This is a genomic window from Gilliamella sp. wkB171, from assembly GCF_001693755.1.
In the GTDB taxonomy this organism is placed as follows: domain Bacteria; phylum Pseudomonadota; class Gammaproteobacteria; order Enterobacterales; family Orbaceae; genus Gilliamella; species Gilliamella apicola_F.
Genome location: NZ_LYST01000031.1, coordinates 45,682 through 69,535 on the forward strand (window position 1 = coordinate 45,682; position 23,854 = coordinate 69,535).

Sequence of the window (23,854 nt, forward strand, 5' to 3'; positions counted from 1 at the left end):
CTCTCCTTTATTTGCCACGTTGGAACATTTTTAGCATTCTTTGGGTAACAAAGAATCCACCAAAAATATTGATACTAGCAATTAAAATAGCAACAAAGGCAATTGCCGTAGTTAAGCCATTATCATCACCGACTTGTAATATTGCACCAACTAAAATGATACCTGAAATCGCATTAGTTACTGACATGAGCGGTGTATGTAAAGAATGAGTTACATTCCATACTACGTAATAACCAACTACACATGATAGAGCAAATACGGTAAAGTGACCTAAAAAGCTTTCAGGAACAGAATTAGCCAACCAGAAGAAAGCAATGATTATTAACGCTAAAATGCCATACTTTTTGCGTGGATCCATTGGTTTAGGTTCTGGTTTAGCAACCGGCGCTGCAACTTTTTTCTGCGGCTGTGCTGATACTTGAATTGGTGGTGCAGGCCATGTTATTTCTTTATCTTTAACTACCGTTACGCCACGAATAACCACATCGTCAAAATTAATGTCGATGTTGCCATCTTTTTCTTTGGCAAGTAGTTTTAATAAGTTAACAATGTTAGTTCCATATAATTGTGATGCTTGAGCTGGCATGCGATTTGCCAAATCAGTATAGCCAACAATTTTTACATTGTTATCTGTTTCATAAACTTCACCTGGCTTAGTTAATTCACAGTTACCACCGGTTAAAGCCGCTAAATCAACAATAACGCTACCTGGTTTCATTGATTCAACCATCTCTTTCGAAATCAGTTTTGGTGCTGGTTTACCTGGAATTAATGCTGTAGTAATGATGATATCAACATCTTTAGCTTGTTCTGCAAATAATGCCATTTCAGCTTCAATAAAGGCAGCAGACATTTGTTTTGCATAACCATCTCCAGAGCCGGCTTCTTCTTCAAAGTCTAACTCTAAAAAGTCAGCGCCCATACTATTAATTTGTTCAGCAACTTCAGGGCGAGTATCAAAAGCTCGAACAATTGCACCAAGGCTAACAGCAGCGCCAATTGCTGCAAGACCAGCAACACCTGCACCAATGACTAATACTTTTGCCGGTGGCACTTTACCTGCGGCAGTGACTTGACCTGTAAAGAATCGGCCAAACTGATTGGCAGCTTCAATCACAGAACGATAGCCAGCAATATTTGACATAGAACTTAGTGCATCTAACGATTGAGCACGAGAAATACGTGGTACACAATCCATAGCCATGACTGTAATATTTTTGGCTGCTAATTTTTCTAGTAGTTCTTTATGTTGAGCTGGATAAATATAACTGATAAGGGTTAAACCCTCTTTCATTAATGCGATTTCATCATCTGTTGGTGCATGAAATTTTAAAATCAAGTCATTTTGCCAAATGTCATGTGTGTTTTGAATTGTTGCTCCAGCATCAATAAATGCTTGATCTTCAAAGTGAGCAGCATGCCCTGCACCCTGTTCTACAGAGACTGTAAATCCAAGTTTTAACAGTTGTCCAACTGTTTGTGGAGTTGCTGCAACTCTAGCTTCATTGGCTAACCGCTCTTTTGGTATACCGATATGCATTTCGTTACATCCTTATGTTTAGTGTTTATTAATGATTTTCGATTTTAGCATAAATTAGCGGCAGTGCGAGTAAGGAATTTATTTTTTATCTACCAAGTCACATTATTATCATAACTAATAAGTAGCTTGTCGATTCTTTCTTAAATGGCGCAATAATCAATTTATTATTTGCCAAGTTGTGTTTGTTAAATATTGATTTCATTAATTATTTAAGTTTTGTTTTTATTTTCTAAATTATGATGTTTATCACTCTTTTTATCATCTAGCTCCGTTATACTGATCAAATAATACTCAAAGAATAAGTCTATTTTTTCGAAAAAATATAAGGTTATTCTGGGATATTTAGATGAACATAAATCTAAAAAAATTTATTTTATTTCAACTGGTTGTAATGAGCTAAAAATAGCAAAGATAAAATGCTAAAAGCAAAAAGAAAGTTATAGAGAAATATCGGTATTTTGTGTTATGTGAATTGTGAATATTGTTATCGCTACACAACTAACTAGAGTGAATATATAAAAGTATAAGTAAAAAAGTATTAATAATTTAGTCAAAACTTAATTGGATTTGATAACTTGATGTAACGAGAACTATTTAGTTAGCGTCCTGATTATTTGCTATCAAGTATGAATTTTTTTGCTTTATCTCATTACGGTAATAAAGCGACCAAAGATACTTTAATTAACTTTGGTAAAGATAATAATCAAATTAAGTGGTTTATTTAATCAAGGATTGATAAAAAATTGTAATGTTAGAAACGAACTTAAAAAAATCTGATATCTTATTAGCGCAACTTGCAAAATCTAGTGATGCTGTTTTTAATGTAATAAAATTAGCTAAAGCTTTAGGCATTGAAGTCATTGTTAATCCTATTGCTTATTTTAACAAGATGATACAACTATTACTTTATATTAATAAAATTACATCTAATAAAATTCAAACAAGTTTAATGTTTGGCATTAACGTAAATAGTTTTGATACGATCAAACTAATTGTTAGTAAAATTCATTCCTTTGATATTCAAACCATTATCACCCTATTCAATAGTAATGGTCCTCTCGCTTTTTATGTTAAAAATTATAGATATATTCAAATTTCTGGATTTGCCTTATTTAGCATGTTCGAAATGGTCAACAATTTTATTTACGCTTTAAGTTTATCACAAGCTGACGGAAAGTTTTTTTACCCGATAGCCGATGGTGCTGTTGCATTTTTAGTGGTTGAACGTGAAGGAACATCAACTATGTCATCTTGTCAAAATGTACTTGATAGAATGGCGAATTAAAAATTTACTAGAGGAAAACGCTTAATGACAAATCAACCTAAAAAAATCATTCTTGATTGTGATCCAGGTCATGATGACGCTATTGCCATTTTATTGGCGCATGGTAATCCTAATATTGAATTATTAGCGGTAACAACTGTAGTTGGGAATCAAACATTAGAAAAAGTGACCCGTAATGCTTTATCAGTTGCCCGTATTGCTAACATAACTAATATTCCTTTTGCCGCTGGTGCTGTTCGACCACTAGTGAGGAATGTTGAAATTGCACCAGATATTCATGGTGATTCAGGTTTGGATGGTCCTGTATTACCCGAACCCGCTATTCAATTGGATTCTAGGCATGCTATTGATTTAATTATCGATACAATTATGTCTCATCCACCCAAAACTATTACCTTGGTCCCAACTGGTGGCTTAACCAATATTGCGATGGCTGCACGCAAAGAACCCAAAATTGTCGAAAGAGTCAAAGAAGTAGTTTTAATGGGCGGTGGTTATCATGTAGGTAACTGGAGTGCAGTGGCTGAATTTAATATAAAAATCGATCCAGAAGCCGCCCATATAGTATTTAATGAAAAATGGCCTGTGACTATGGTGGGATTAGATTTAACTCATCAAGCTCTCGCAACGCCTGAAGTAATTGAAAAAATCTCAGCAATCAAAACAAAACCAGCAACATTTGTACTTGAAATGCTTGAATTCTTTGGAAAAATGTATAAGCAAGCACAAGGTTTTACTTATCCACCAGTACATGACCCTTGTGCTGTAGCTTATGTTATTAATCCGGATTTAATTAAAACTCGACGAGTTCCTGTTGATATAGAGCTTACAGGAACATTAACTTTAGGTATGACCGTTGCTGATTTTCGTTTTCCAGTCGATGAAACTTGCCATACACAAGTGGCAACAAAACTTGATCATGCAGGTTTTTGGGATTTAATCGTTGATGCATTAAAGCGAATTGGTGAGGTAAATGTATGATTGCACAAAGCAACGATAAAAAAAGTATTTTAACATTAATGATTGCGTTACTTGCAGCTTGTGTTGCTTTTCAGCTCAATGCAAGTATGTTAAGCCCTGTATTAGTGACTATAGCCAAAGAATTAGGCACCAATGATGCAGCTGTTGGATTTTCACAAACTGCTTTTTTTACTGCGGCAGCGCTGTTTTCACTTTTTCTTCCGCGCTTGAGCGATATCAAAGGTCGTAAAAAAGTATTAACGGTTATGTTATTGATTATGACAATAGGAACAATATTAGCTGCTGTTGCACCTAATATTGAAGTTTTATATGCAGCGCGCATTATTCAAGGCGTATCTGGTCCTGTTGTTCCACTTTGCTTACTTATGCTTAGTTACGAAGTAAAAGATGTCAAACAATATGGCATGTTAATGGGTATTATCACCGCAGTGAATGGTGGTATTGCTGGTGTCGATGCGATAGCAGGTGGCTTACTTGCTACTTATTGGGGCTTTCGTTCTGTATTTTGGGTAATTGCAGTGGTAGCAGCTATCTCAACTTATCTAGTCTTTCGTTTTGCTCCTGAATCTAAGCCTTCAGCAGGAACTAAAATGGATTGGTTAGGGGTTATATTAATAGTCTTAACGCTTGCTGCATTATTATTGGCACTGAATGAAGCAGGTAATTTGGCTAATGCAAATTGGTTGATTGTTACTGGCTTAACCGTATTTGCCATTGTTTGTTTTATTGTATTTTGGAATGTCGAAAAACGAAATAAACAACCTTTGGTGACAACAACTCATCTGAAAAAACGTGCTACTTGGGCTTTATTGTTAACAACCACCTTAACTATGACAGGTATTTTTGCCATAGTGAATGGTTTAGTTATGTCACTTGCACAAAATCACGATATAGGATTTGGCTTAAATCCTGATTGGGCGTCATTAATTTTGCTGACACCTTATGCTTTAATTGGCTGGTTTGTCGGACCATTTTCTGGTCGCTTAGCACCAACGATTGGATATAACAATGTCCTCAAATTGGGTTTGATTGGTTGTATTGTTGGTATCTTAGTGATCTTATTTTATGGTGTGCATTCCTTACCTATCTTATCAATCGGTGTAATTGCACTAGGCGTCTTTTACGCAGGAATGGCCAATATTATCTTAAATGGTTTAGGTGTTGTCTTATCACCTGCCGATAATCAAGGATTTTTACCTGGAATGAATGCCGGTGCGTTTAACTTAGGTGCAGGATTAAGTTTTGCGTTATTACCCGCAGTTCAAATGATAAATGGTAATACGATGACGGGGTATTTTAATGGTATTTTAGTAGGATTAGTGATTACTATTTTAGCGTTATTTAGTAGTTTCTTAATTCCTCGACCAATCAATGCAGAAGTAACGCATTAATTAAAAAACGGGATAACCCATCCCGTTTTTACTCTTTCAAAAATACCACAATCAAATTCAACTTTATTAGCCTTGTTCTGTGCATAAGTGTAGGCACTAAGCTGTTAAAAATTTGTCTTGCGTGGCTAAATATTTTTTCAAATTGAAAACTAGTTACAGCAACAATGATATTTAACACTCAATTAAATAGCGCGATTATGACTTGTTCTTTATCATTTGATTATTTGCTTTATCTACATTATTCACAATATCAATAATAGTAAGCATGTTGTTGATTAGATTATTCTCTTTTAAAACTATAATAAAAAAGCATCGGTAGATTTTAATTTTGGGGAATGGATAGTTCAGCTATTGGTCATGCTATATCTTAGGCGATTTTAGAGTTATTTATTGACACGTGGTAAACAACAGGCTTACCTTGCGTGTCCTTAATTCAATATCCACAATTAAACCTAACTGCTACAACAAGCAGCTGTATTATCAACGCGCCAATTATCACAAAATTAACGTGCAGGCATTACATGATCAACAATCCTAACTAATCATGATAGTAATGACTGAACTGTCAGAGACTATTTAGTTTATCACCACTATCCAAATGGCTTTCACTTAAAACTCCCTGGTGTTGAACAACACGGTGCGTTGTATCGATTTCGTTTGCAGAAACGGCTTTTGATACAACATATGCAATAAATCCAGCTAACAGTATGTATAATAGACTTTTCATTTGTTTTCTCCCTTATAAAAAAGATAACCATTATTATTAATATAACTATAAGTCAAGAAAATGGTACAATAATTAAACAATTAATTCCATAACATATCAAGATCATTTAAGATTAAAATTCAATCATGATAATTATTTTTTTGTTGTCGTTGATCTTTTCAACGACAAAAATAGGATTAATCGAAAATAAAAAAAGAAAATCTCAATTATTATATGTATTTTTAATTAAATTGACTTTGTTGCTTTTTAATTAAGTTAAATGATAAATCTCAAACTTAGTTATTTTTAACTACTACAAATTGTTATATAATCGATAATATTTTGTCTTTAGCACAATATATTGTGTTTCTCATATTATTTCTAAGATACGTTTAAAAATTTAGTGTCTTTAATTAAGGAACCGCTATGATGGATTTTTCCCAATCAGTGCCAGAATTGGTCTCTTGGGCAAAAAAGAATGATTTTTCAATTAATTTGCCGGTGGAACGGCTTGCATTTTTATTGGCGATTGCCGTATTAAACAGCGAGCGTTTTGATGGTGAAATGACCGAATCTGAATTAATTGATGCTTTCAGGCATGTTTCACAAATTTTTGAACAGAGTGAAGATACCATCACTGTTCGAGCAAATAATGCCATTAATGACCTAGTGCGTCAGCGGCTAATTACGCGTTTTGCTAGCGAAATGACTGATGGATATTCTATTTATCGTTTGACGCCGTTAGGTATTGGTATTTCTGATTACTACATTCGCCAGCGGGAGTTTTCAACGTTACGTTTGTCTATCCAATTATCCATTGTTGCTCAAGAGTTAAAACGAGCCGCTGATGCAGCATTGGAAGGAGGGGATGACTTACACTGGCATCGAAATGTGTTTGCTCCACTAAAATATTCAGTTGCTGAAATATTTGATAGTATTGATATTACTCAACGAGTGATGGATGAGCAGCAAGCCGATGTAAAACAAAATATTTCGGCATTATTAAGTCAAGACTGGCAAGCTGCTATTACCAGTTGTGAAGGACTATTAACCGAAACTTCGCAAACCTTACGAGAGTTGCAAGATACGCTGGCCGCAGCAGGTGATAAACTTCAAGCTAGCCTATTGTTAATTCAAGATGCGACATTAGCTAATCCCGATTTAGATAAAATTAATAACGTGGTAATCGATCTACAAGGTAAGCTAGATCGAATTATTGGTTGGGGGCAAAAAGCGATAGATCTTTGGATAGGTTATGACCGACATGTTCATAAATTTATCCGTACAGCAATTGATTTAGATAAAAATCGTGTATTTTCTCAACGATTACGTAAATCGATTCAGAGCTATTTTGATTTACCTTGGTCCCTGACTTTTGCTAATGCCGACCGTCTACTTGATATGCGTGATGAAGAACTTGCTTTACATGAAGCTGAAGTCACAGGTGAATTACCATCAGAACTTGAATATGAAATGATTGAAGAACTTCAAGAACATATTATTGCGCATATTGAACAAAATTTATTGGTTTTTAAACAACAAAATAAACCACTTGATATAAGTGTTGCCATTCGTAGCTATTTAGCACAGTTCCCACGCGAACAACATTTTGATATTGCAAGATTATTTATCGATCAAGCTATTCGTCTAGGTATTGCCGAAGATGATTTGCTCGGTATCCCTGCCGAATGGAAACCTATCAACGATTATGGAGCTAAGGTACAAGCACATGTCATCAACAGATATTAAAGAATTAGAACAAACTGCTCATCATATTGATGAGGTTATCGGACGTATTGCAGCGAGCTCTCAAGCGTCAATCGATAAATACATGCCGGTAAAATTAGCTCAAGCAATTGCTAATCCTATTTTTCCTGAATTGGATAGTTTGCTTCGTTCTGGGCGTCATATAGGTATTGATGAACTCGATCAACATGCTTTTTTAATGGATTTTCAACTTGAGCTTGAACAATTTTATCAACGCTATAATGTTGAGCTAATACGCGCACCGGAAGGTTTTTTCTACCTTCGCCCTCGATCAACAACATTAATTCCTCGTTCTGTTCTATCAGAGTTAGATATGCTTGTTGGTAAAGTGCTTTGTTACCTCTATTTAAGTCCTGAACGGCTAGCTCACGAAGGTATTTTTACCTTACAAGAGTTGTTTGATGAACTGGTGTCTTTAGCTGATGAAAGCAAACTATTAAAGTTGGTCAACCAGCGTTCAACTGGGTCTGATTTAGATCGGCAAAAACTCTTTGATAAAGTTAAAACGGCCCTAAATCGTCTGCGCAGATTAGGTATGATCTTTTTTATTGTCGGTAATGACAGCAGCCGTTTTCGAATTAATGAATCTATTTTCCGTTTTGGCGCTGACGTGCGCAGTAGTGACGATGCCCAAGAAGCACAATTACGCCTAATTCGGGATGGTGAAGCGATCAAAATTGAATCATCACTTATCTTAGATGATAATAATGAAGAACAAGATGATGAAGTTAACGAGGAGATTGAATAATTATGATTGAACACGGAAAATTTCACTCCTTAACCTTAATCAACTGGAATGGTTTTTTTGCCAGAACATTTGAATTAGATCAACTTGTCACCACACTTTCTGGGGGGAATGGGGCAGGTAAATCAACCACCATGGCGGCTTTTGTTACCGCATTGATTCCTGATTTAACCTTACTACATTTTCGTAACACTACCGAAGCTGGTGCAACTTCTGGTTCTCGAGATAAAGGTTTACATGGTAAATTAAAACCTGGTGTTTGTTATTCGATGCTTGATGTGATTAATTCACGTCATCAACGGATTATATGTGGTGTTCGATTACAACAAGTTGCGGGTCGTGATAAAAAAGTCGATATTAAACCTTTTCTAATACAAGGTTTACCTGTTGAAATCAAACCAACAGAATTAGTAACAGAAAGAGTAAACGACAAACAAGCACGAATTCTATCACTGCCTGAATTAAAAGATAAAATTGAATCAATAGAGGGCGTGATTTTTAAACAATTTAACTCTATTACTGATTATCACTCAGTGATGTTTGATTTTGGTATATTACCAAAACGATTACGTACCTCATCTGATCGAAGTAAATATTACCGATTAATTGAAGCGTCACTTTATGGTGGGATTTCAAGTGCCATTACTCGTTCATTGCGTGATTACTTATTACCTGAAAACAGTGGTGTACGTAAAGCTTTTCAGGATATGGAGGCGGCACTACGTGAAAATCGCATGACATTAGAAGCGATTCGCGTTACGCAATCTGATCGCGATCTATTTAAACACCTCATTACTGAATCAACTAATTATGTGGCAGCGGATTATATGCGGCATGCTAATGAGCGCCGTGTTCATATTGAATCGGTACTTGGTTTGCGTCGAGATATGTTTAAAACACAAGATTTGTTAATCAGTCATCAATATCGTCAAGTTGAAATGGCAAAAGAGCTCAAAGAGTTTCAAGAAGCCCAAAATGACCTAGAAACTGATTTACAAGCGGCAAATGACCATCTTAATCTAGCGCAAACAGCTTTACGCCAACAAGAAAAAATTGATCGCTATCAAGCGGACTTAGATGATCTTAATCTAAAACTTGAAGAACAAAATGAAGTTGTTATTGAAGCGAATGAACAGTACCAAAGCTACCGTGATCAGGCTGAACAAACTGAACAAGAAGTTGATGAAATAAAAACGCAATTAGCTGATTATCAACAAGCTCTTGATGTGCAGCAAACGCGGGCAATTCAGTATCAACAAGCTTTGCAAGCGTTGAAAAATGCACAGTCTTTATGCCATTTACCAAAATTGGGGATCAGTAATATCGAAAATCACTTTGACGTTTTTTCTGAAAAACAAAAAGAGATTACCGAGCAAGTTTTAGAACTTGAGCAAAGATTAAGTGTTTCTGATGCCGCGATTAATCAGTTTGATCGTGCTTATCAACTTGTAATAAAACTGGTTGGTGATGTTGTTCGTAGTGAAGCATTTACTGCTGCTAAAGAAGCACTAAGACAATGGCCTTCACAATGTTATCAAGCTGAACAAGCTGAACATTTACAATTACAACTTGATGAGCTTGAACAACGCTTTTTTGAACAAAAAGAAGCAGAATCACTATTAAACCAATTTTGCAAACGTATTGGTCGACATGTTAATTATGATGAACTTGATGAACTAAAACAGGAACTTGAAGTTCAGTTAGATGAAAATGCGGAACTTGCTAATCAATCTAGTGAAAAACGCATTGAATTTAGACAAGAACTTGAACAAATTCAATCTAAAATAGCGGATTATCGACAAAAAGCACCAATGTGGATAAAAGCACAAGATGCTTTAATTGCCTTACAAGAACAAACCGGACAAAGTTTTACCCACAGTCAAGCTGTCACGCAACATATGCAGCAGCTGCTTGAGCAAGAACGAACATTGGTTACAGAGCGCGATCAGATAACTTTTAAACGAACTCAATTAGATACACAAATAGAACAACTCAATCAACCTAGTGGTGTTGATGACGGCCGTTTATCGGCATTAGCTGAGCGGTTTAATGGTGTACTTCTTTCTGAAATTTATGAAGATGTGACTATTGAAGATGCGCCTTATTTCTCGGCATTATATGGTCCTTCAAGACAAGCGATTGTGGTACCGGACTTATCGTTAGTCAAAACGCAGCTTGAAAATCTTACTGCTAGCGAAGAAGACTACCCTGAAGATATCTATTTTATTGAAGGCGATCCTTCTTCATTTGACGACAGTGTATTTGATTGTGAAGAGATGAATAAAGCGGTATTGGTTAAAACTGGTGATCGTCAATGGCGCTTTTCCAGTTTTCCAACGGTACCATTATTTGGCCGAGCTGCTCGTGAAGTTCATCTGGAAAAATTATCGGCAGAGCGTGATGAACTTCATGAACGTTATGCCACTATCTCGTTTGATTTACAAAAATTACAACGTATAGAACAAAATGTGGGTCAATTTATTGGTGAATATTTATCCGTTGCCTTTGATATTGATCCTGAAGCAGAAGCACAAAAATTATCAACCAGACGCAACGAGATTGAGCGTCAATTATCCTCTCAAGAAGCGATAGATAAGCAGAATCAACAACAAGTAGCTAATTGCAAAGAGCAGTTAGCAACGGTTAATCGTCTAGTTGCGCAAATGCATTTATTAGCTGACGAAGATTTAGCGGACCGGGTTGATGATTTACGTGAACAAGTTGCCGAAGCACAAGATGCTGCACAATATGTTGGTCGCAATCGTCACACTGTTTCTGAGCTTGAGCCTATTGTGGCCGTTTTACAAAGTGACCCAGAACAGAACGAAGCGTTACGTGAGCAATATAATACCGTTAAGTCGCAACAACAGACTATTCGTCAACAAGTGTTTGCACTTACTGAAGTTATGCAACGCCGAGCCCATTTTAGTTATGAAGATTCAGCCGGCATGTTAAATGAAAACGCCGATTTGAACGAAAAGTTACGTGCTCGTTTAGACGTTGTAGAAGCACAGCGAACTGATGCTCGTCGCCAAATGCAGCAGTATCAAGATAAGTATAATCAATACAATCAAACATTAGCTTCATTAAAAAGTGCATTTGAAACTAAACGTGACATGCTTAATGAACTGCATAAAGAGATTGAACAAATTGGTGTTAAAGCTGATGCCATCACGGAAGAGAGGGCTAGGGTACGTCGTGATGAGATCCATCAAAAATTAAACAGCAACCGTCAGCACTGTAGTTCGCTCGAGAAACAACTGATTATGTGTGAAAGCGAAATGACGCAAATGCAAAAACGTTTAGCTCAAACACTCCGTGATTATAAACAATTACGTGAACAGGTTGTTGAAGCCAAAGCTGGTTGGTGTTTAGTTTTACGGCTCGTCAAAGAAAATAGCGTTGAACGACGATTACATCGTCGAGAATTAGCTTATTTAAGTGCTGATGAACTGCGCTCAATGTCAGATAAGGCGCTAGGTTCACTACGTTTGGCTGTGAATGATAATGAACATTTACGTGATGTATTACGATTATCTGAAGATCCAAAACGTCCGGAACGTAAAATTCAATTTTATATTGCGGTTTATAAACATCTTCGTGAACGAATTCGTCAAGATATCGTCAAAACAGATGATCCAATTGAAGCAATTGAGCAAATGGAAATTGAATTATCACGTTTAACTGAAGAATTAACCTCGCGTGAGCAACAATTAGCGATAAGTTCGAAAAGTGTGGCAAACATTATTCGAAAAACTATACAGCGTGAACAAAATCGTATCCGTATGCTTAACCAAGGTCTACAGGCTGTGGCATTTGGACAAGTTAACGGTGTACGCTTAAATGTTACCATTCGTGAAGCTCACTCATCATTATTAGCTGCATTAGCCGATGATCAAAATGAGCATCAAGATCTGTTTAGCAATAATCGTATTACCTTCTCAGAAGCGTTAGCTAAACTTTATCAACGTTTGAATCCACATATTGATATGGGGCAACGAACTGCACAAAATATTGGGGAAGAGCTGTTAGATTATCGAAACTATCTCGAGCTGGATGTTGAAGTTAATCGTGGTGCTGATGGTTGGTTACGCGCGGAAAGTGGCGCATTATCAACTGGTGAAGCAATTGGTACTGGTATGTCAATCCTCTTGATGGTCATTCAAAGTTGGGAAGAAGAATCAAAACGTCTACGTAATAAAGATATTTTACCATGTCGCTTATTATTCTTAGACGAAGCTGCCCGATTGGATGCTAAATCAATTGCCACATTATTTGAGCTGTGTGAACGACTCGAAATGCAACTGATTATTGCAGCACCAGAAAATATCAGCCCAGAAAAAGGGACTACTTATAAACTGGTGCGTAAAGTAATGAATAACCAAGAACATGTACATGTGGTTGGTTTAAAAGGCTTTGCTTAGTTTTTATTTGATATTATCTTAAACAGATTTCGCCGAGTATTATCGGCGAATCTTTCCTTTTCTGTATATTTATCTTCATTAATGTCATTTTATATATCTCGATGATTTACAATGTCTTGTGCGAAAGTTATGACATTGTTGCCCGTTATAGCTGATAATTTTTTGCAGCTATTGTCTGGTCTTGCTGTTAATAATATCGATGGTGATGCAGAAATTGCATTAAACATTTATGTAAAAGGGTGTCCATTGTAAACGAAGGTATCGCTGCTTGTCGTGGTAACAATTTATAGTCGCGTGACTTGTCAAAAAGTTTAAGGAAAGATTAATGCTTATATAAAAACTTGCTTAATCATTTTTTAGATTAGTTGTGAAATAAACTTGTTAAATCATCAATAAAAAATAACCTTCTTTGCCTTAAAAGCTAAGAAGGTATTTACAATCACAATTGTTGGTTGGATTAATCTTGTTCTGAATTGTTACTGGTTTTTTCTTTCATTTTTTTTACGCTTTGTGAGGCTACCGATGCCATTCTACCCATAGTGTCTCTTAAAATTTTTCCATCATCGGTTTTAAACGAAGCTAATTGATCGATACCATTTTCGTCAACTTCAAAATATGAAGCTTCATTAAATCCTAGTTTACTAGCGTAAAATAAATGTGGAATGCTACCACGAGTTGCATTATAGTTTTGCACTGCAGCATTGTAAGCTTCTCGTCTTTCTAGAACAGTATTTTCAATTTCGTCTAATTGAACCATCAATTGTTGATATGTTGTATTTGCCTTTAAATCTGGATATCGATTTGCCAACATTTGAACATTACCTATTATATGAGAGGCTTCTGATGAGGCTGCATTAGCTTGGCTAATACTATCACTTTCAGTAATGGTAAAATGAGTTAATTTTTCATGATCCCCATAGCTTGATGCTATATCTGAAAGGCGTTGTGCTATATCGTGTCTTTTTTTGATTGTTGCATAGATATTTGATTGTTTCTGTTTGACATTTTCGGCTAAACCTCTAAGTTTATTATATGCAAAAAACAGCCAACCAATGATAAGGATGAGAATTATAATCAAAGTTGTAAACATAAATGACCTTTTAAATAATTGTATATTTTTTATTTATTTGAATAAATTTCCCTAATCTTATTAGCATAATATTCACAACTAAGATTAAATGATCACTAACTCGTTTTTGTGAATTTATATCATTTACACTACTCAGGGAGCCTCTATTTTATAGATGTCCAAAACAGTTGTTTTGGTCACAATAGTAAGGGGGCTAATTGCCAATTTATTATTAAATTGGCAAAAGCGATTTGAACGGTATCATATATTTTTAGTTTTTACAACTTATTGTTAATTATAGAATTGTTAAAAATGCTATCTATTTTAAGTTATGATAGACATAATTAATTAGATGATGAAATATAAAAAACCGCCATTTTAGGCGGTTCATTCACTTAACCAACTGGAACGTAAATTCACTATCACTCTTTTGCTATTTTGTTTAAAGCCAATGGCAAGAATTCATTTAATTGACTTTCTACTTTGATATAAGCTTCTAAAGGTTTTTGATAGGGATCAGAAAGATCTTCATTTTTACCTGTAGAAAACTCAGATAATGTGAAGACTTTACCTTTTGCTTGTGGATATTGTTCTAAAATTTTTGCTTTATGTTTTTGTGTCATAGTCAGCAAATATTCTGATTTATCAATATCCGCTTTTGTTAATTGTGTTGCTTTATGTGATGAGATATCAATACCATGTTGTTTTAATACCGTCACTGTCCCTTGTTCTGGTGCGGTTTCTTTAGGATCAACATTCACACCTCTTGATTGCACGATAATATTTAGATTATGTTTTTTTACATAATCATTTGCCAAGGCTTCAGCCATTGGACTACGTCCCGTATTACCAGTACAAACAAATGTAACAATATGATCTAATGCAAAGCAAGAACTACTAAAAAATACAAATAAACAAACTAAAAATTTTTTTAACATAGACATTCTATTTCCTTTATCAATGGCTTATTACAATTTAAGCAAATTTTATACTAAATAACATTAAACACAAGTTTATCATAGTGTTATAACTTATTAGCTTTTGATTTATCAAATAACAATATAATAAAAAACAAGAAACCGATTATGTTTACCTGTTGTTGTTTTGTTTAACTAAATACAAAATATTATTTATGGCGGTTTTAGATTGTTGGCTGTTTTTCCAACAAGTTGAGCCTGTTAATAATGCGCCTTTGCTTAGAATTTCATCTAAAGTGGCGTGGCGTAATTTATCAAAAGAATCAAGTTCCATTTGTTCAAGTCTGTCAATAATTTTGCCACCCACAAATTTTAGTTGTAACAATTGTTGTCGCTCTGTTTCTGAAAAAGCCATATCATTCCTATTTGGATTACATTAATATTAATTTTAATTTATATTTAAACTTGTTCACTTAACTTTTTCCACTTTCTGATTTTGGTTCGAAATGATTTAAACGGTGCCACAGAATTAATATGAATAAAGCGCGCTACGTTCCAAGATTCAGGGAAAGGTTTAGTCCAATTACGTCTGTCTTTAATAAATAACGTATCATCATCCAAAGATTCAATCCAATTATTCCAGATAACAAGTTTCTGGTTAAATAATGTAATTAGTTCTTGTAATGAATAATCCTGATAAATCTTATAAAAGTGTTGATATAATGTGCCTAACTGATTCCATTTGTAGCCTTCTGCTGGTAATGTTGGGGTTTGTCCTGCAAGTTCATCATCATCCCAAGACTTAACAAGATCCAGCCATCCTAACTGATAAGCAATCATTTGCGCAGGAGTACGATCGACACCATGAATTAACTGATCTTTTTGAGATTCTGTTAACGTATCAAATTCTTCAATAAACAATTTAGCGGTTTTGTTTATTTCATTCAATAACTGTTGTTTACTGGTATAAGCCATAGGCAAACTATCCTTATTTCTCTTTATTTTTAAATTGCTTTAATTCTTCATCAATAAAATAACGAACCAAATTAGCATATAACGCTTTAATAATATCGCCATTTAGTCCTAACTCATTGGCCCAAAGCTTTCGTTGCTCAAGCATAGTGTCAACACGGGCTTTGGCTTGTACAGCACTAGCACTTTTTTTAAATTCACTAGCAGCTTTAACATATTCAAAGCGAGCTGCAAATAGCTTAATAACAGTGTAATCAATCTGATCTATCTCTGAACGAATATCGTCCATATTACAGCATTGTTTGGGTGTTAACTTAGGATTATATTGCATGATATTTATCCTGTTAAAAATTAATCAATGACTATCCTAACATTATGCTGTTTTATATAAAACTATTAATCATAATTTTTAATTTTGAATTATATCTTTGTAGCTTTTTGGGGGGATTATTTTTACTATAACTCGTTTTAACTCGTAAATATCTATTCCACTGTCAAACAATGAGTAATTTTTATCGCTAGGCTTGCTTTGGTGTGGCTATCTGTCAAAGGGTGGTTTGAATAGCCACTTTTCACCTTTGGGGGTATCTAATTATAAAGGTACTTTATCCTACCCCAAGATATACTCCCATTATTTTGGTTGTAAATGTGTCCTACTAATGCTTACGAAATAGTAAAACAGGCTATAAGCCTTAATTATACTGGCTTGGATGTGGTTTAAAGGATTTTAAAGAATGTTACTGAATATTGAATTGGTGCCGTGGGCGGGACTTGAACCCGCATGCCCTTAGAGCACTACCCCCTCAAGATAGCGTGTCTACCAATTTCACCACCACGGCGCCGTTTTTATTCTGGAATATCTGATGTTGGGTTCTTATTCTCAGATTTGATAACAGGATCTACTGTCGGTGCTTGACCTGTAGTTTGTTGCGTGGTTACAGGAGCATTATCTTCAATATTATTGAACTCACCACTAGAAGTGATATGGCTGCGACTACCCAAATTAGATAAAATAATACTTAGTATAAAAAATAAAACACCGAGTAACGTTGTTGTGCGAGTTAAAAAATTACCGCTTCCAGATGAGCCAAACAACGTTGCAGATGCACCAGCACCAAAAGACGAACCCATATCGGCGCCTTTTCCTCGCTGGATTAAAACTAAAACGATGATCGCAACTGCGATAATCAAATAACTGATAATCAAAAGTTCGTACATTTCAACCTGTCAATTTTTATGTGTTATACAACAGAATTTAATTTTGCGAAATATTAGCGAAAGACTCGCCAACAAGCAAGTAAAATTTAAGTTATTGTTGGTATAATTTAAGATTTAAGTGTTTAAATCGATGACTACTAATATTTTTTAGCGTTGGTATTAAAATTAATAAAAATCTTTTTTTACTAAAAATTTAAATTAATCTTCATATTTTTTATATAATCAATATAGTAAACAGTTTTCAAAACAATTTTATATTATGGCTAAGTCTAATTTAATGATATTGCCGACCCGTTTAGATTGATATCGCGATATTCGGTTGTGTGTTTTTTGTGAAAATCAGTATAATAGACGCCATTTTTATTTATAGTCCATGCTCGTTTTATGAAATTTATTGTTAAGCTTTTCCCTGAAATTACCATCAAAAGTGATTCTGTACGTTTACGTTTTATTAAAATATTAACCAGTAATATTCGCAATATTCTCAAAAATCATATTAAAGAAGTGGCGGTTATTCGTTACTGGGATTATATTGAAGTTCGCCCAAAAATTGTCGATAGTGAAAATCAAATTTTAGAATATCTAATGCGTATTCCTGGTATTCATCATATCTTAGCGGTTGAAGAGCTCACTTATGTTGACGTCCATGACATCTACGAAAAAGCATTAAATTACTATGCTCCTCTTATTGAAAACAAAACGTTTTGTGTTCGAGTTAAACGTCGAGGAAAACATGATTTTACTTCAATTGATGTAGAGCGTTATGTTGGTGGCGGATTAAATCAACATGTTGCCTCAGCCAAAGTTAAATTAACTCGACCTGATATCACGGTGAACCTTGAAATTGATAAAGATAAATTATTATTAGTTAAAGGCAGATACTGTGGAATAGGTGGCTTTCCAACTGGAACTCAAGAAGATGTCTTATCACTTATTTCAGGAGGATTTGATTCAGGTGTTTCCAGTTATATGTTAATTAGGCGTGGCTGTAGAGTGCATTATTGCTTTTTCAATCTAGGGGGAAAAACTCACGAAATTGGGGTTAAACAGATGGCTCACTATTTATGGGAACGGTTTGGTTCATCTCATAAAGTTCGCTTTATTGCCATTGATTTTTCTAACGTTGTGGGTGAGATTCTAGAAAAAATTGATGATGGTCAAATGGGCGTTATCTTAAAAAGGATGATGATTCGTGCTGCAGCAAAAATAGCTCAGCGTTATAACGTTGAAGCGCTTGTTACCGGCGAGGCGTTAGGGCAAGTATCAAGCCAAACATTAACAAACTTACGTTTAATTGATAATGTTAGCGATAGATTAATTTTAAGACCATTGATAACCCATGATAAAGAAACAATTATTAACTTAGCACGGCAAATTGGCACAGAAGATATTGCTAAAACCATGCCCGAATTCTGTGGCGTAATTTCAAAAAGCCCAACAGTAAAAGCCGTGAAAGAGAAAATTGAAGCAGAAGAGCTAAATTTCGATTTTTCAATACTTGATAAGGCCGTCGAACAAGCTGAAAATATCGATATTCGAGAAATAGCTAAGCAATCAGATACTTCAATTGAGCAAGTTGAGACCGTTTCTACCTTGCACAATAATCATGTTGTTATTGATATTCGTTCATCTGAAGAGCAAGAAGATAATCCTTTACAGTTAGCCGATGTTGAAATTAAGTTAATTCCTTTTTATAAATTGGCAACGCAATTCGGTGATTTGGATCAAAATAAACAATATTTGCTTTATTGTGCAAGGGGTGTCATGAGCAAATTACAAGCACTGTATTTAATTGAACAAGGTTTTCATAATGTAAAGGTGTTAAATTATGCAAATTAACAATTATTTACCATATTATTAACCAGACTATCATTTTTTGCATATATAATAATTGAGTGAAAATACAAATTTTATATTTAATCCAAAAAATAAATGCGATAAATGAATAAAAGAGGATTGTAATGAGTAAATTGCTTGTAGTTGATGATGATCCAGAAATCGCCTCATTATTATGCGAACTACTAGAATTAGAAGGTTTTCAAGTTGAAACAGCAAATAATGGTAAAGAAGCTTTAGAAAAGTTTGATTCAACTTTTGATCTGATTCTACTTGATATAATGATGCCAGAACTGAATGGTCTTAATGTGTTATCCCAACTTAGAAGCAAGTGTACTGTTCCTGTTATATTTTTAACAGCAAAAGACGATGAAATGGATAAAATTATTGGTCTTGAATTGGGTGCCGATGATTATATTTTAAAGCCGTTTAATGATAGGGAACTTATTGCAAGAATAAACGCATTATTACGAAGAACGCGCTGGGATAATATTGCAAATGATGACAGTAATTTACCTTTACAATATACTGTTGATAAACTTACGGTAAATCGTAAACAGCAATCAGCCTATTATGATGATCAATATATCGATTTAACGGGTACAGAGTTTCAAGTTTTACTTAAGCTTCTTGAGAATGGTGGTAAGATAATATCACGAGATACACTGAGCGAAACCGTGTTAGGTAAAGAATTTATTCCACTCGCACGTTCGATTGATGTACATGTATCTAATTTGCGTAAAAAACTTCCACCACGTAGTGATGGATTGCCTTGGATCAAAACGCTACGTTCAAAAGGATATTTATTTATTATTGATAGTCACGATGATTTGTTACAAAATTGACGTAATATTTTAACTTAGGTGTGGTGGTATGTGGATTTTTGATCGTTTAACTATTCGGATATTCACTATCTTCCTACTCACTATCGCATTTTTTTTGGCACTTATTGTATTATTGCCGAGTTTAGATTCGAGAAATTTGACTTATTTATCAAATAGAGAAAAAGAATCAGGTAATATACTTGCTAATCAAATTGAACAAGAGTTTACTCATATCCCTAAGGATAGTTTTCGTTGGTGGATGCGTTTTATTGTTGTGATGGATAATTATCAAAAGCCTGGGCAATTTTTATTCATTCTTACACCTAATGATCAATTTATTACTGCTGATACTAAAAATATTGATTTAGTTAAAAACTTTAGTGAAATATCGCATAATATTGCAGATCCGGCTAAAAAAATTTATGACTCACAAGAAATCATTGGCCCTTTTTTGATTAACTATGCCAATGATCAATATCGATTGTATGTTTTACAACCTTCCTCGGATGCTCAGTCACAATTTGTTAATCTGATTTTTGATCATCCACTTTTGTTATTAACTCTCATGATGTTAATAAGTTCGCCATTTTTACTATGGCTATCTTGGAGTATTGCAAAACCAGCAAGACGATTAAAGCAAGCAGCAGACGAAGTTGCCAAAGGAAACTTGCAACAATGGCCAGAACTTGAAACGATTGGTTCTTCGGAATATAAAGCAACAGGTGCAAGTTTTAACCATATGTTAAGAGAGTTAAAGCGAATGCAGGAATTACAGCAGCGTTTGTTTTCCGATATTTCTCATGAATTACGTACACCATTAACTCGATTACAGCTAGCTGTTTCTTTATTACGTCGTAAACAAGGTGAAAGTAATGAAGTAAATCGAATTAATAATGAAGCGATTAAACTTGATGCAATGATTGGTGATTTATTATCTTTATCAAGACAACAATATAAAAATAATGAAGTGCGAGAATATAAACAAATTAATCTATTGTTTAAGCAAGTTTTAGAAAATGCCGCTTTTGAAGCTGAACAAATTGGTAAGACTTTTTCAATTGCTAAAACGCTTCCTGATGTGGGTATTTTATGTTATCCCATCGCATTATGTAGTGCCGTTGAAAACGTGATTCGTAATGCTTTTCGTTATTCCCATCATCAAATTATAGTCAGTTTTACTGTTCAGCAGGCAGACATAATCATTACTATTGATGATGATGGTCCAGGTGTTGCCGACAATGAGCTGCAACAAATTTTTAGACCATTTTATCGAACAAGTGAGGCCCGTGATCGGGAATCGGGCGGGACTGGTTTAGGTTTATCTATTGCTTCTAATGCTATTACACGAGATAACGGCACAATTAAAGCTGAAAAAAGTCACTTAGGTGGATTAAGAATTGTGATAGTATTGCCAATTCAAAAACAAAAACACTAAAGAGATATTGTTGTGTCTAATGTTGCATTAAATATTGTTTTATTTGAGCCCGAAATTCCAGCTAATACTGGAAATATTATTCGACTTTGTGCTAATACCGGATTCAATCTACATATTATAGAGCCTATGGGCTTTTTTTGGGATGATAAAAAATTAAGACGAGCAGGACTTGATTATCAAGAGTTTGTTGATGTTAAGCGTTATAAAAATTTAAATCATTTTTTAGATAGTAATCAAATTGATTTACTTACTCAAATTTATGCTTTGACAACTAAAGGGCAAAAACCACATAGTGATGTTAGTTATAAACCCAATGATTTTTTGATGTTTGGGCCTGAAACACGAGGATTGCCAGCAACCATTCTTGATGTTTTACCTCAAGATAAAAAAATTCGTATTCCAATGTTAGCTAATAGTCGTAGTATGAATCTATCTAATTCTGTTGCGGTGGTGGTTTATGAATCTTGGCGTCAGCTGAATTATGTTGGTGCTAAATAATCATTTAAAGTTTGATTAAATGTTGTAGCTAATTGAATATTTGAGATTAGTTAGTATATTTAAAATAAAGAGGTCTAATTAGACCTCTTTATTCATTGATTTTATAAAAACAAGTTTTATGTTTAAGTAAATCCGTATTATTTAACTCGTGAAACGTATTCGCCAGAACGTGTGTCTATTTTAAGAACTTCACCAATCTGTACAAATAGTGGTACACGTACTACTGCGCCAGTTGATAATGTTGCTGGTTTACCACCTGTTCCTGCTGTATCACCTTTTAAACCTGGATCGGTTTCAACAACTTCGAGTTCAACAAAGTTTGGTGGTGTGACCGCGATAGGTTGACCATTCCATAAAGTTAAAATACATTCTGCTTGATCAACTAACCATTTTGCATTATCGCCTACCGCTTTAGCATCGGCAGATAGTTGTTCGAATGTTTCATTATTCATAAAATGCCAAAACTCACCATCAGTGTATAGATAAGTTAAGTTCATATCGACGACATCAGCGCCTTCAACCGATTCACCTGATTTAAATGTTTTATCGACAGTTTTACCTGAAAGTAATTTTTTAATTTTAACGCGGTTAATTGCTTGTCCTTTACCGGGTTTATAAAACTCATTTTCAACTATTACACAAGGCTCGCCATCTTGCATTATTTTAAGACCGGCTTTAAACTCATTAGTACTATAAGATGCCATAAAAGCTCCAACTATCATTCTGAATTACAAAAAATGAGCCATATTATACAGCAAAAAGTTGAACTACCAAACAAAGATGACTGGATTTTTGATCTTGCTAATGTCGTAACCGATATCCAAAAGCTTTATCGTTATCTTGATTTGGATCCGAACGCTATTTCGTTATCAATGTTACAGGCGAAAAAACAATTTCCGCTGCGTGTCCCCATGGCATTTATTCATAGAATGAAAAAAGGTGATAAAGACGACCCTCTTTTACTGCAAGTGCTTTGTAGTGACAGCGAAATGTTAAAAGTTGATGGATATAGTGAAGATCCTTTACAAGAACAAAATAATGACATTGCTGGACTCTTACACAAATATCATAATCGTGCGCTTTTAATCACTAAAACGGCATGTGCTATTAATTGTCGGTACTGTTTTAGACGACATTTTCCTTACTATGATAACCAAAGTACTAAAAAAAATGTTAGTACAGCACTAGACTATATTGCTAATCATCCTGAACTTGACGAGATTATTCTATCAGGCGGTGATCCATTAATGGCAAAAGATAACGAACTGGCTAATTTAATCGATGCGTTATCAAAAATTCCCCATATTAAGCGGTTACGTATTCATACTCGGTTGGCTGTGGTTATTCCTTCCAGAATCACTACCACACTTTGTCAATTGTTTATGCAAAGTCGCTTACAAATAATAGTGGTTACTCACATCAATCATCCAAATGAAATAGATAATAATGTTGCTTATGCAATTAAACAGTTAAAACAAAATAGGGTTACGGTACTTAATCAAAGTGTGTTGTTAAAAAAGATTAATGATAATGCAGACATTTTAGCCGAGTTGAGTAATAAACTTTTTGATATCGGTATTTTACCTTATTACATTCATTTACTCGATAAAGTGCAAGGTGCGGCGCATTTTTTAGTTGAAGATAAGCAAGCCAAAACAATAATGAAACAATTAGCTGAAAAAGTCTCGGGTTATTTAGTACCTAAATTAGCGCGTGAAATTGGTGGTGAAAAGAGTAAGCGCGTACTTGCTGTTGATGATTAGTATTTTCCTATTGGTATTTATTCATGATTAAATATCTTTTAGGCTAAATATCATTAATTCAAACCATATTGCCTATGTTATTAACAGGCTAATATTGACATTATGTGCAAAATGAATAAGGCTTAAGTGTTGTTTTACGCTATAGCAAATAGCTATCTTTTTTATTATCAATAATTGTGATAAAAATATCACGATAATATATCATCTATAAAATTCTCTATGAAAATCTCATTGACGATATCCAAAATAGATCCTATAATTCCGACCTCTTTAATTAATGCTGTAGGGTTTAAACTCTACAACTTGTTGATAAATTAGATTTGGATATAAATCGTCATGAAACGCACATTTCAACCATCAGTATTAAAACGCAATAGAACTCACGGTTTCCGTGCTCGTATGGCAACAAAAAATGGTCGTCAAGTTCTTGCTCGCCGTCGTGCTAAAGGCCGTGTTCGTTTAACTGTTGCTAGCTGATTTAAA

At 34.6% G+C, this 23,854-nt stretch carries 21 protein-coding genes and 1 tRNA gene; 13 read left to right on the plus strand and 9 right to left on the minus strand.

The annotated features are described in order from the left end of the window. Positions 1-7: 7 nt before the first annotated feature. Positions 8-1,540 (minus strand): Re/Si-specific NAD(P)(+) transhydrogenase subunit alpha, encoded by a 1,533-nt coding sequence (gene pntA / locus A9G03_RS03155; protein ID WP_065633930.1) that lies wholly within the window; start codon positions 1,538-1,540, stop codon positions 8-10. A 748-nt stretch (positions 1,541-2,288) separates the two neighbouring features. Here pntA and A9G03_RS03160 point away from each other — a divergent pair. From A9G03_RS03160 to A9G03_RS12520, 7 genes are all read left to right on the plus strand, one after another. Further along, entirely contained in the window at positions 2,289-2,825 is a 537-nt protein-coding gene (locus A9G03_RS03160) for a hypothetical protein (protein ID WP_065798394.1), read from the plus strand. A gap of 24 nt (positions 2,826-2,849) precedes the next feature. Next, entirely contained in the window at positions 2,850-3,806 is a 957-nt protein-coding gene (uriH, locus tag A9G03_RS03165) for a uridine-preferring nucleoside hydrolase UriH (protein ID WP_065633928.1), read from the plus strand. After that, positions 3,803-5,197, plus strand: coding sequence for a uridine transporter UriT (uriT, locus tag A9G03_RS03170; RefSeq protein ID WP_065798395.1), 1,395 nt, complete (start codon positions 3,803-3,805; stop codon positions 5,195-5,197). The genes uriH and uriT overlap by 4 nt, the downstream gene beginning before the upstream one ends. Positions 5,198-6,329: 1,132 nt before the next feature. Further along, positions 6,330-7,652 carry a chromosome partition protein MukF gene (gene mukF / locus A9G03_RS03175; RefSeq protein WP_065633926.1) on the plus strand — a complete coding sequence of 441 codons (1,323 nt, stop codon included), beginning with the start codon at positions 6,330-6,332 and terminating at the stop codon, positions 7,650-7,652. Further along, entirely contained in the window at positions 7,633-8,418 is a 786-nt protein-coding gene (mukE, locus tag A9G03_RS03180) for a chromosome partition protein MukE (RefSeq protein WP_081297492.1), read from the plus strand. The genes mukF and mukE overlap by 20 nt, the downstream gene beginning before the upstream one ends. Before the next feature lie 2 nt (positions 8,419-8,420). Beyond that, complete coding sequence (gene mukB, locus A9G03_RS03185; protein ID WP_065798396.1) at positions 8,421-12,839, plus strand: chromosome partition protein MukB; 4,419 nt, start codon at positions 8,421-8,423, stop codon at positions 12,837-12,839. Between the two features lie 111 nt (positions 12,840-12,950). Beyond that, positions 12,951-13,091 (plus strand): hypothetical protein, encoded by a 141-nt coding sequence (locus tag A9G03_RS12520; RefSeq protein ID WP_179854736.1) that lies wholly within the window; start codon positions 12,951-12,953, stop codon positions 13,089-13,091. Between the two features lie 205 nt (positions 13,092-13,296). Here A9G03_RS12520 and A9G03_RS03190 read toward each other — a convergent pair whose 3' ends face one another. From A9G03_RS03190 to secG, 7 genes are all read right to left on the minus strand, one after another. Then, positions 13,297-13,929 (minus strand): LemA family protein, encoded by a 633-nt coding sequence (locus tag A9G03_RS03190; protein ID WP_065798397.1) that lies wholly within the window; start codon positions 13,927-13,929, stop codon positions 13,297-13,299. 401 nt (positions 13,930-14,330) lie between these two features. Further along, positions 14,331-14,852, minus strand: coding sequence for a low molecular weight protein arginine phosphatase (locus A9G03_RS03195; protein WP_065798398.1), 522 nt, complete (start codon positions 14,850-14,852; stop codon positions 14,331-14,333). Positions 14,853-14,997: 145 nt separating this feature from the next. Continuing rightward, positions 14,998-15,240 (minus strand): hypothetical protein, encoded by a 243-nt coding sequence (locus A9G03_RS03200; RefSeq protein WP_065798399.1) that lies wholly within the window; start codon positions 15,238-15,240, stop codon positions 14,998-15,000. A gap of 44 nt (positions 15,241-15,284) precedes the next feature. After that, positions 15,285-15,800 carry a ClbS/DfsB family four-helix bundle protein gene (locus tag A9G03_RS03205; protein ID WP_065798400.1) on the minus strand — a complete coding sequence of 172 codons (516 nt, stop codon included), beginning with the start codon at positions 15,798-15,800 and terminating at the stop codon, positions 15,285-15,287. Between the two features lie 13 nt (positions 15,801-15,813). Next, a complete protein-coding gene (locus tag A9G03_RS03210) occupies positions 15,814-16,128 on the minus strand; it encodes a chorismate mutase (protein ID WP_065633920.1) in 315 nt (104 codons plus the stop codon). A gap of 422 nt (positions 16,129-16,550) precedes the next feature. Further along, positions 16,551-16,636: transfer RNA gene (locus A9G03_RS03215), tRNA-Leu, on the minus strand. A gap of 7 nt (positions 16,637-16,643) precedes the next feature. Beyond that, entirely contained in the window at positions 16,644-17,015 is a 372-nt protein-coding gene (secG, locus tag A9G03_RS03220; RefSeq protein WP_065633919.1) for a preprotein translocase subunit SecG, read from the minus strand. Positions 17,016-17,399: 384 nt separating this feature from the next. On the opposite strand from secG, the gene thiI reads away from it, so the two are divergent. The 4 genes from thiI to trmL all read left to right on the plus strand — a co-directional run bounded on the left by thiI (position 17,400) and on the right by trmL (position 21,608). Next, a complete protein-coding gene (gene thiI, locus A9G03_RS03225; RefSeq protein WP_065798401.1) occupies positions 17,400-18,854 on the plus strand; it encodes a tRNA uracil 4-sulfurtransferase ThiI in 1,455 nt (484 codons plus the stop codon). 122 nt (positions 18,855-18,976) lie between these two features. After that, entirely contained in the window at positions 18,977-19,696 is a 720-nt protein-coding gene (locus A9G03_RS03230) for a response regulator (protein WP_065798402.1), read from the plus strand. A gap of 34 nt (positions 19,697-19,730) precedes the next feature. After that, positions 19,731-21,110 carry an envelope stress sensor histidine kinase CpxA gene (cpxA, locus tag A9G03_RS03235; protein WP_065798444.1) on the plus strand — a complete coding sequence of 460 codons (1,380 nt, stop codon included), beginning with the start codon at positions 19,731-19,733 and terminating at the stop codon, positions 21,108-21,110. A gap of 12 nt (positions 21,111-21,122) precedes the next feature. Beyond that, positions 21,123-21,608, plus strand: a complete 486-nt coding sequence (trmL, locus tag A9G03_RS03240) for a tRNA (uridine(34)/cytosine(34)/5-carboxymethylaminomethyluridine(34)-2'-O)-methyltransferase TrmL (protein ID WP_065798403.1) — start codon at positions 21,123-21,125, stop codon at positions 21,606-21,608. Positions 21,609-21,745: 137 nt separating this feature from the next. On the opposite strand, the gene efp is transcribed toward trmL, so the two are convergent. Further along, a complete protein-coding gene (gene efp / locus A9G03_RS03245; protein WP_065633915.1) occupies positions 21,746-22,312 on the minus strand; it encodes an elongation factor P in 567 nt (188 codons plus the stop codon). A gap of 33 nt (positions 22,313-22,345) precedes the next feature. Here efp and epmB point away from each other — a divergent pair, with 33 nt between their 5' ends. After that, complete coding sequence (gene epmB, locus A9G03_RS03250) at positions 22,346-23,371, plus strand: EF-P beta-lysylation protein EpmB (protein ID WP_065798404.1); 1,026 nt, start codon at positions 22,346-22,348, stop codon at positions 23,369-23,371. 336 nt (positions 23,372-23,707) lie between these two features. After that, the gene (gene rpmH / locus A9G03_RS03255; RefSeq protein ID WP_025314679.1) at positions 23,708-23,848 is read left to right on the plus strand and encodes a 50S ribosomal protein L34; all 141 of its coding nucleotides are present in this window, start codon (positions 23,708-23,710) and stop codon (positions 23,846-23,848) included. Positions 23,849-23,854: the final 6 nt, after the last annotated feature.

Bases quoted from the DNA above. Each gene is read 5' to 3' on its own strand.
- pntA (WP_065633930.1), bottom strand. From the start codon at position 1,540: ATGCATATCGGTATACCAAAAGAGCGGTTAGCCAATGAAGCTAGAGTT.
- A9G03_RS03160 (WP_065798394.1), top strand. From the start codon at position 2,289: ATGTTAGAAACGAACTTAAAAAAATCTGATATCTTATTAGCGCAACTT.
- uriH (WP_065633928.1), top strand. From the start codon at position 2,850: ATGACAAATCAACCTAAAAAAATCATTCTTGATTGTGATCCAGGTCAT.
- uriT (WP_065798395.1), top strand. From the start codon at position 3,803: ATGATTGCACAAAGCAACGATAAAAAAAGTATTTTAACATTAATGATT.
- mukF (WP_065633926.1), top strand. From the start codon at position 6,330: ATGATGGATTTTTCCCAATCAGTGCCAGAATTGGTCTCTTGGGCAAAA.
- mukE (WP_081297492.1), top strand. From the start codon at position 7,633: ATGTCATCAACAGATATTAAAGAATTAGAACAAACTGCTCATCATATT.
- mukB (WP_065798396.1), top strand. From the start codon at position 8,421: ATGATTGAACACGGAAAATTTCACTCCTTAACCTTAATCAACTGGAAT.
- A9G03_RS12520 (WP_179854736.1), top strand. From the start codon at position 12,951: ATGTCTTGTGCGAAAGTTATGACATTGTTGCCCGTTATAGCTGATAAT.
- A9G03_RS03190 (WP_065798397.1), bottom strand. From the start codon at position 13,929: ATGTTTACAACTTTGATTATAATTCTCATCCTTATCATTGGTTGGCTG.
- A9G03_RS03195 (WP_065798398.1), bottom strand. From the start codon at position 14,852: ATGTCTATGTTAAAAAAATTTTTAGTTTGTTTATTTGTATTTTTTAGT.
- A9G03_RS03200 (WP_065798399.1), bottom strand. From the start codon at position 15,240: ATGGCTTTTTCAGAAACAGAGCGACAACAATTGTTACAACTAAAATTT.
- A9G03_RS03205 (WP_065798400.1), bottom strand. From the start codon at position 15,800: ATGGCTTATACCAGTAAACAACAGTTATTGAATGAAATAAACAAAACC.
- A9G03_RS03210 (WP_065633920.1), bottom strand. From the start codon at position 16,128: ATGCAATATAATCCTAAGTTAACACCCAAACAATGCTGTAATATGGAC.
- secG (WP_065633919.1), bottom strand. From the start codon at position 17,015: ATGTACGAACTTTTGATTATCAGTTATTTGATTATCGCAGTTGCGATC.
- thiI (WP_065798401.1), top strand. From the start codon at position 17,400: ATGAAATTTATTGTTAAGCTTTTCCCTGAAATTACCATCAAAAGTGAT.
- A9G03_RS03230 (WP_065798402.1), top strand. From the start codon at position 18,977: ATGAGTAAATTGCTTGTAGTTGATGATGATCCAGAAATCGCCTCATTA.
- efp (WP_065633915.1), bottom strand. From the start codon at position 22,312: ATGGCATCTTATAGTACTAATGAGTTTAAAGCCGGTCTTAAAATAATG.
- epmB (WP_065798404.1), top strand. From the start codon at position 22,346: ATGAGCCATATTATACAGCAAAAAGTTGAACTACCAAACAAAGATGAC.
- rpmH (WP_025314679.1), top strand. From the start codon at position 23,708: ATGAAACGCACATTTCAACCATCAGTATTAAAACGCAATAGAACTCAC.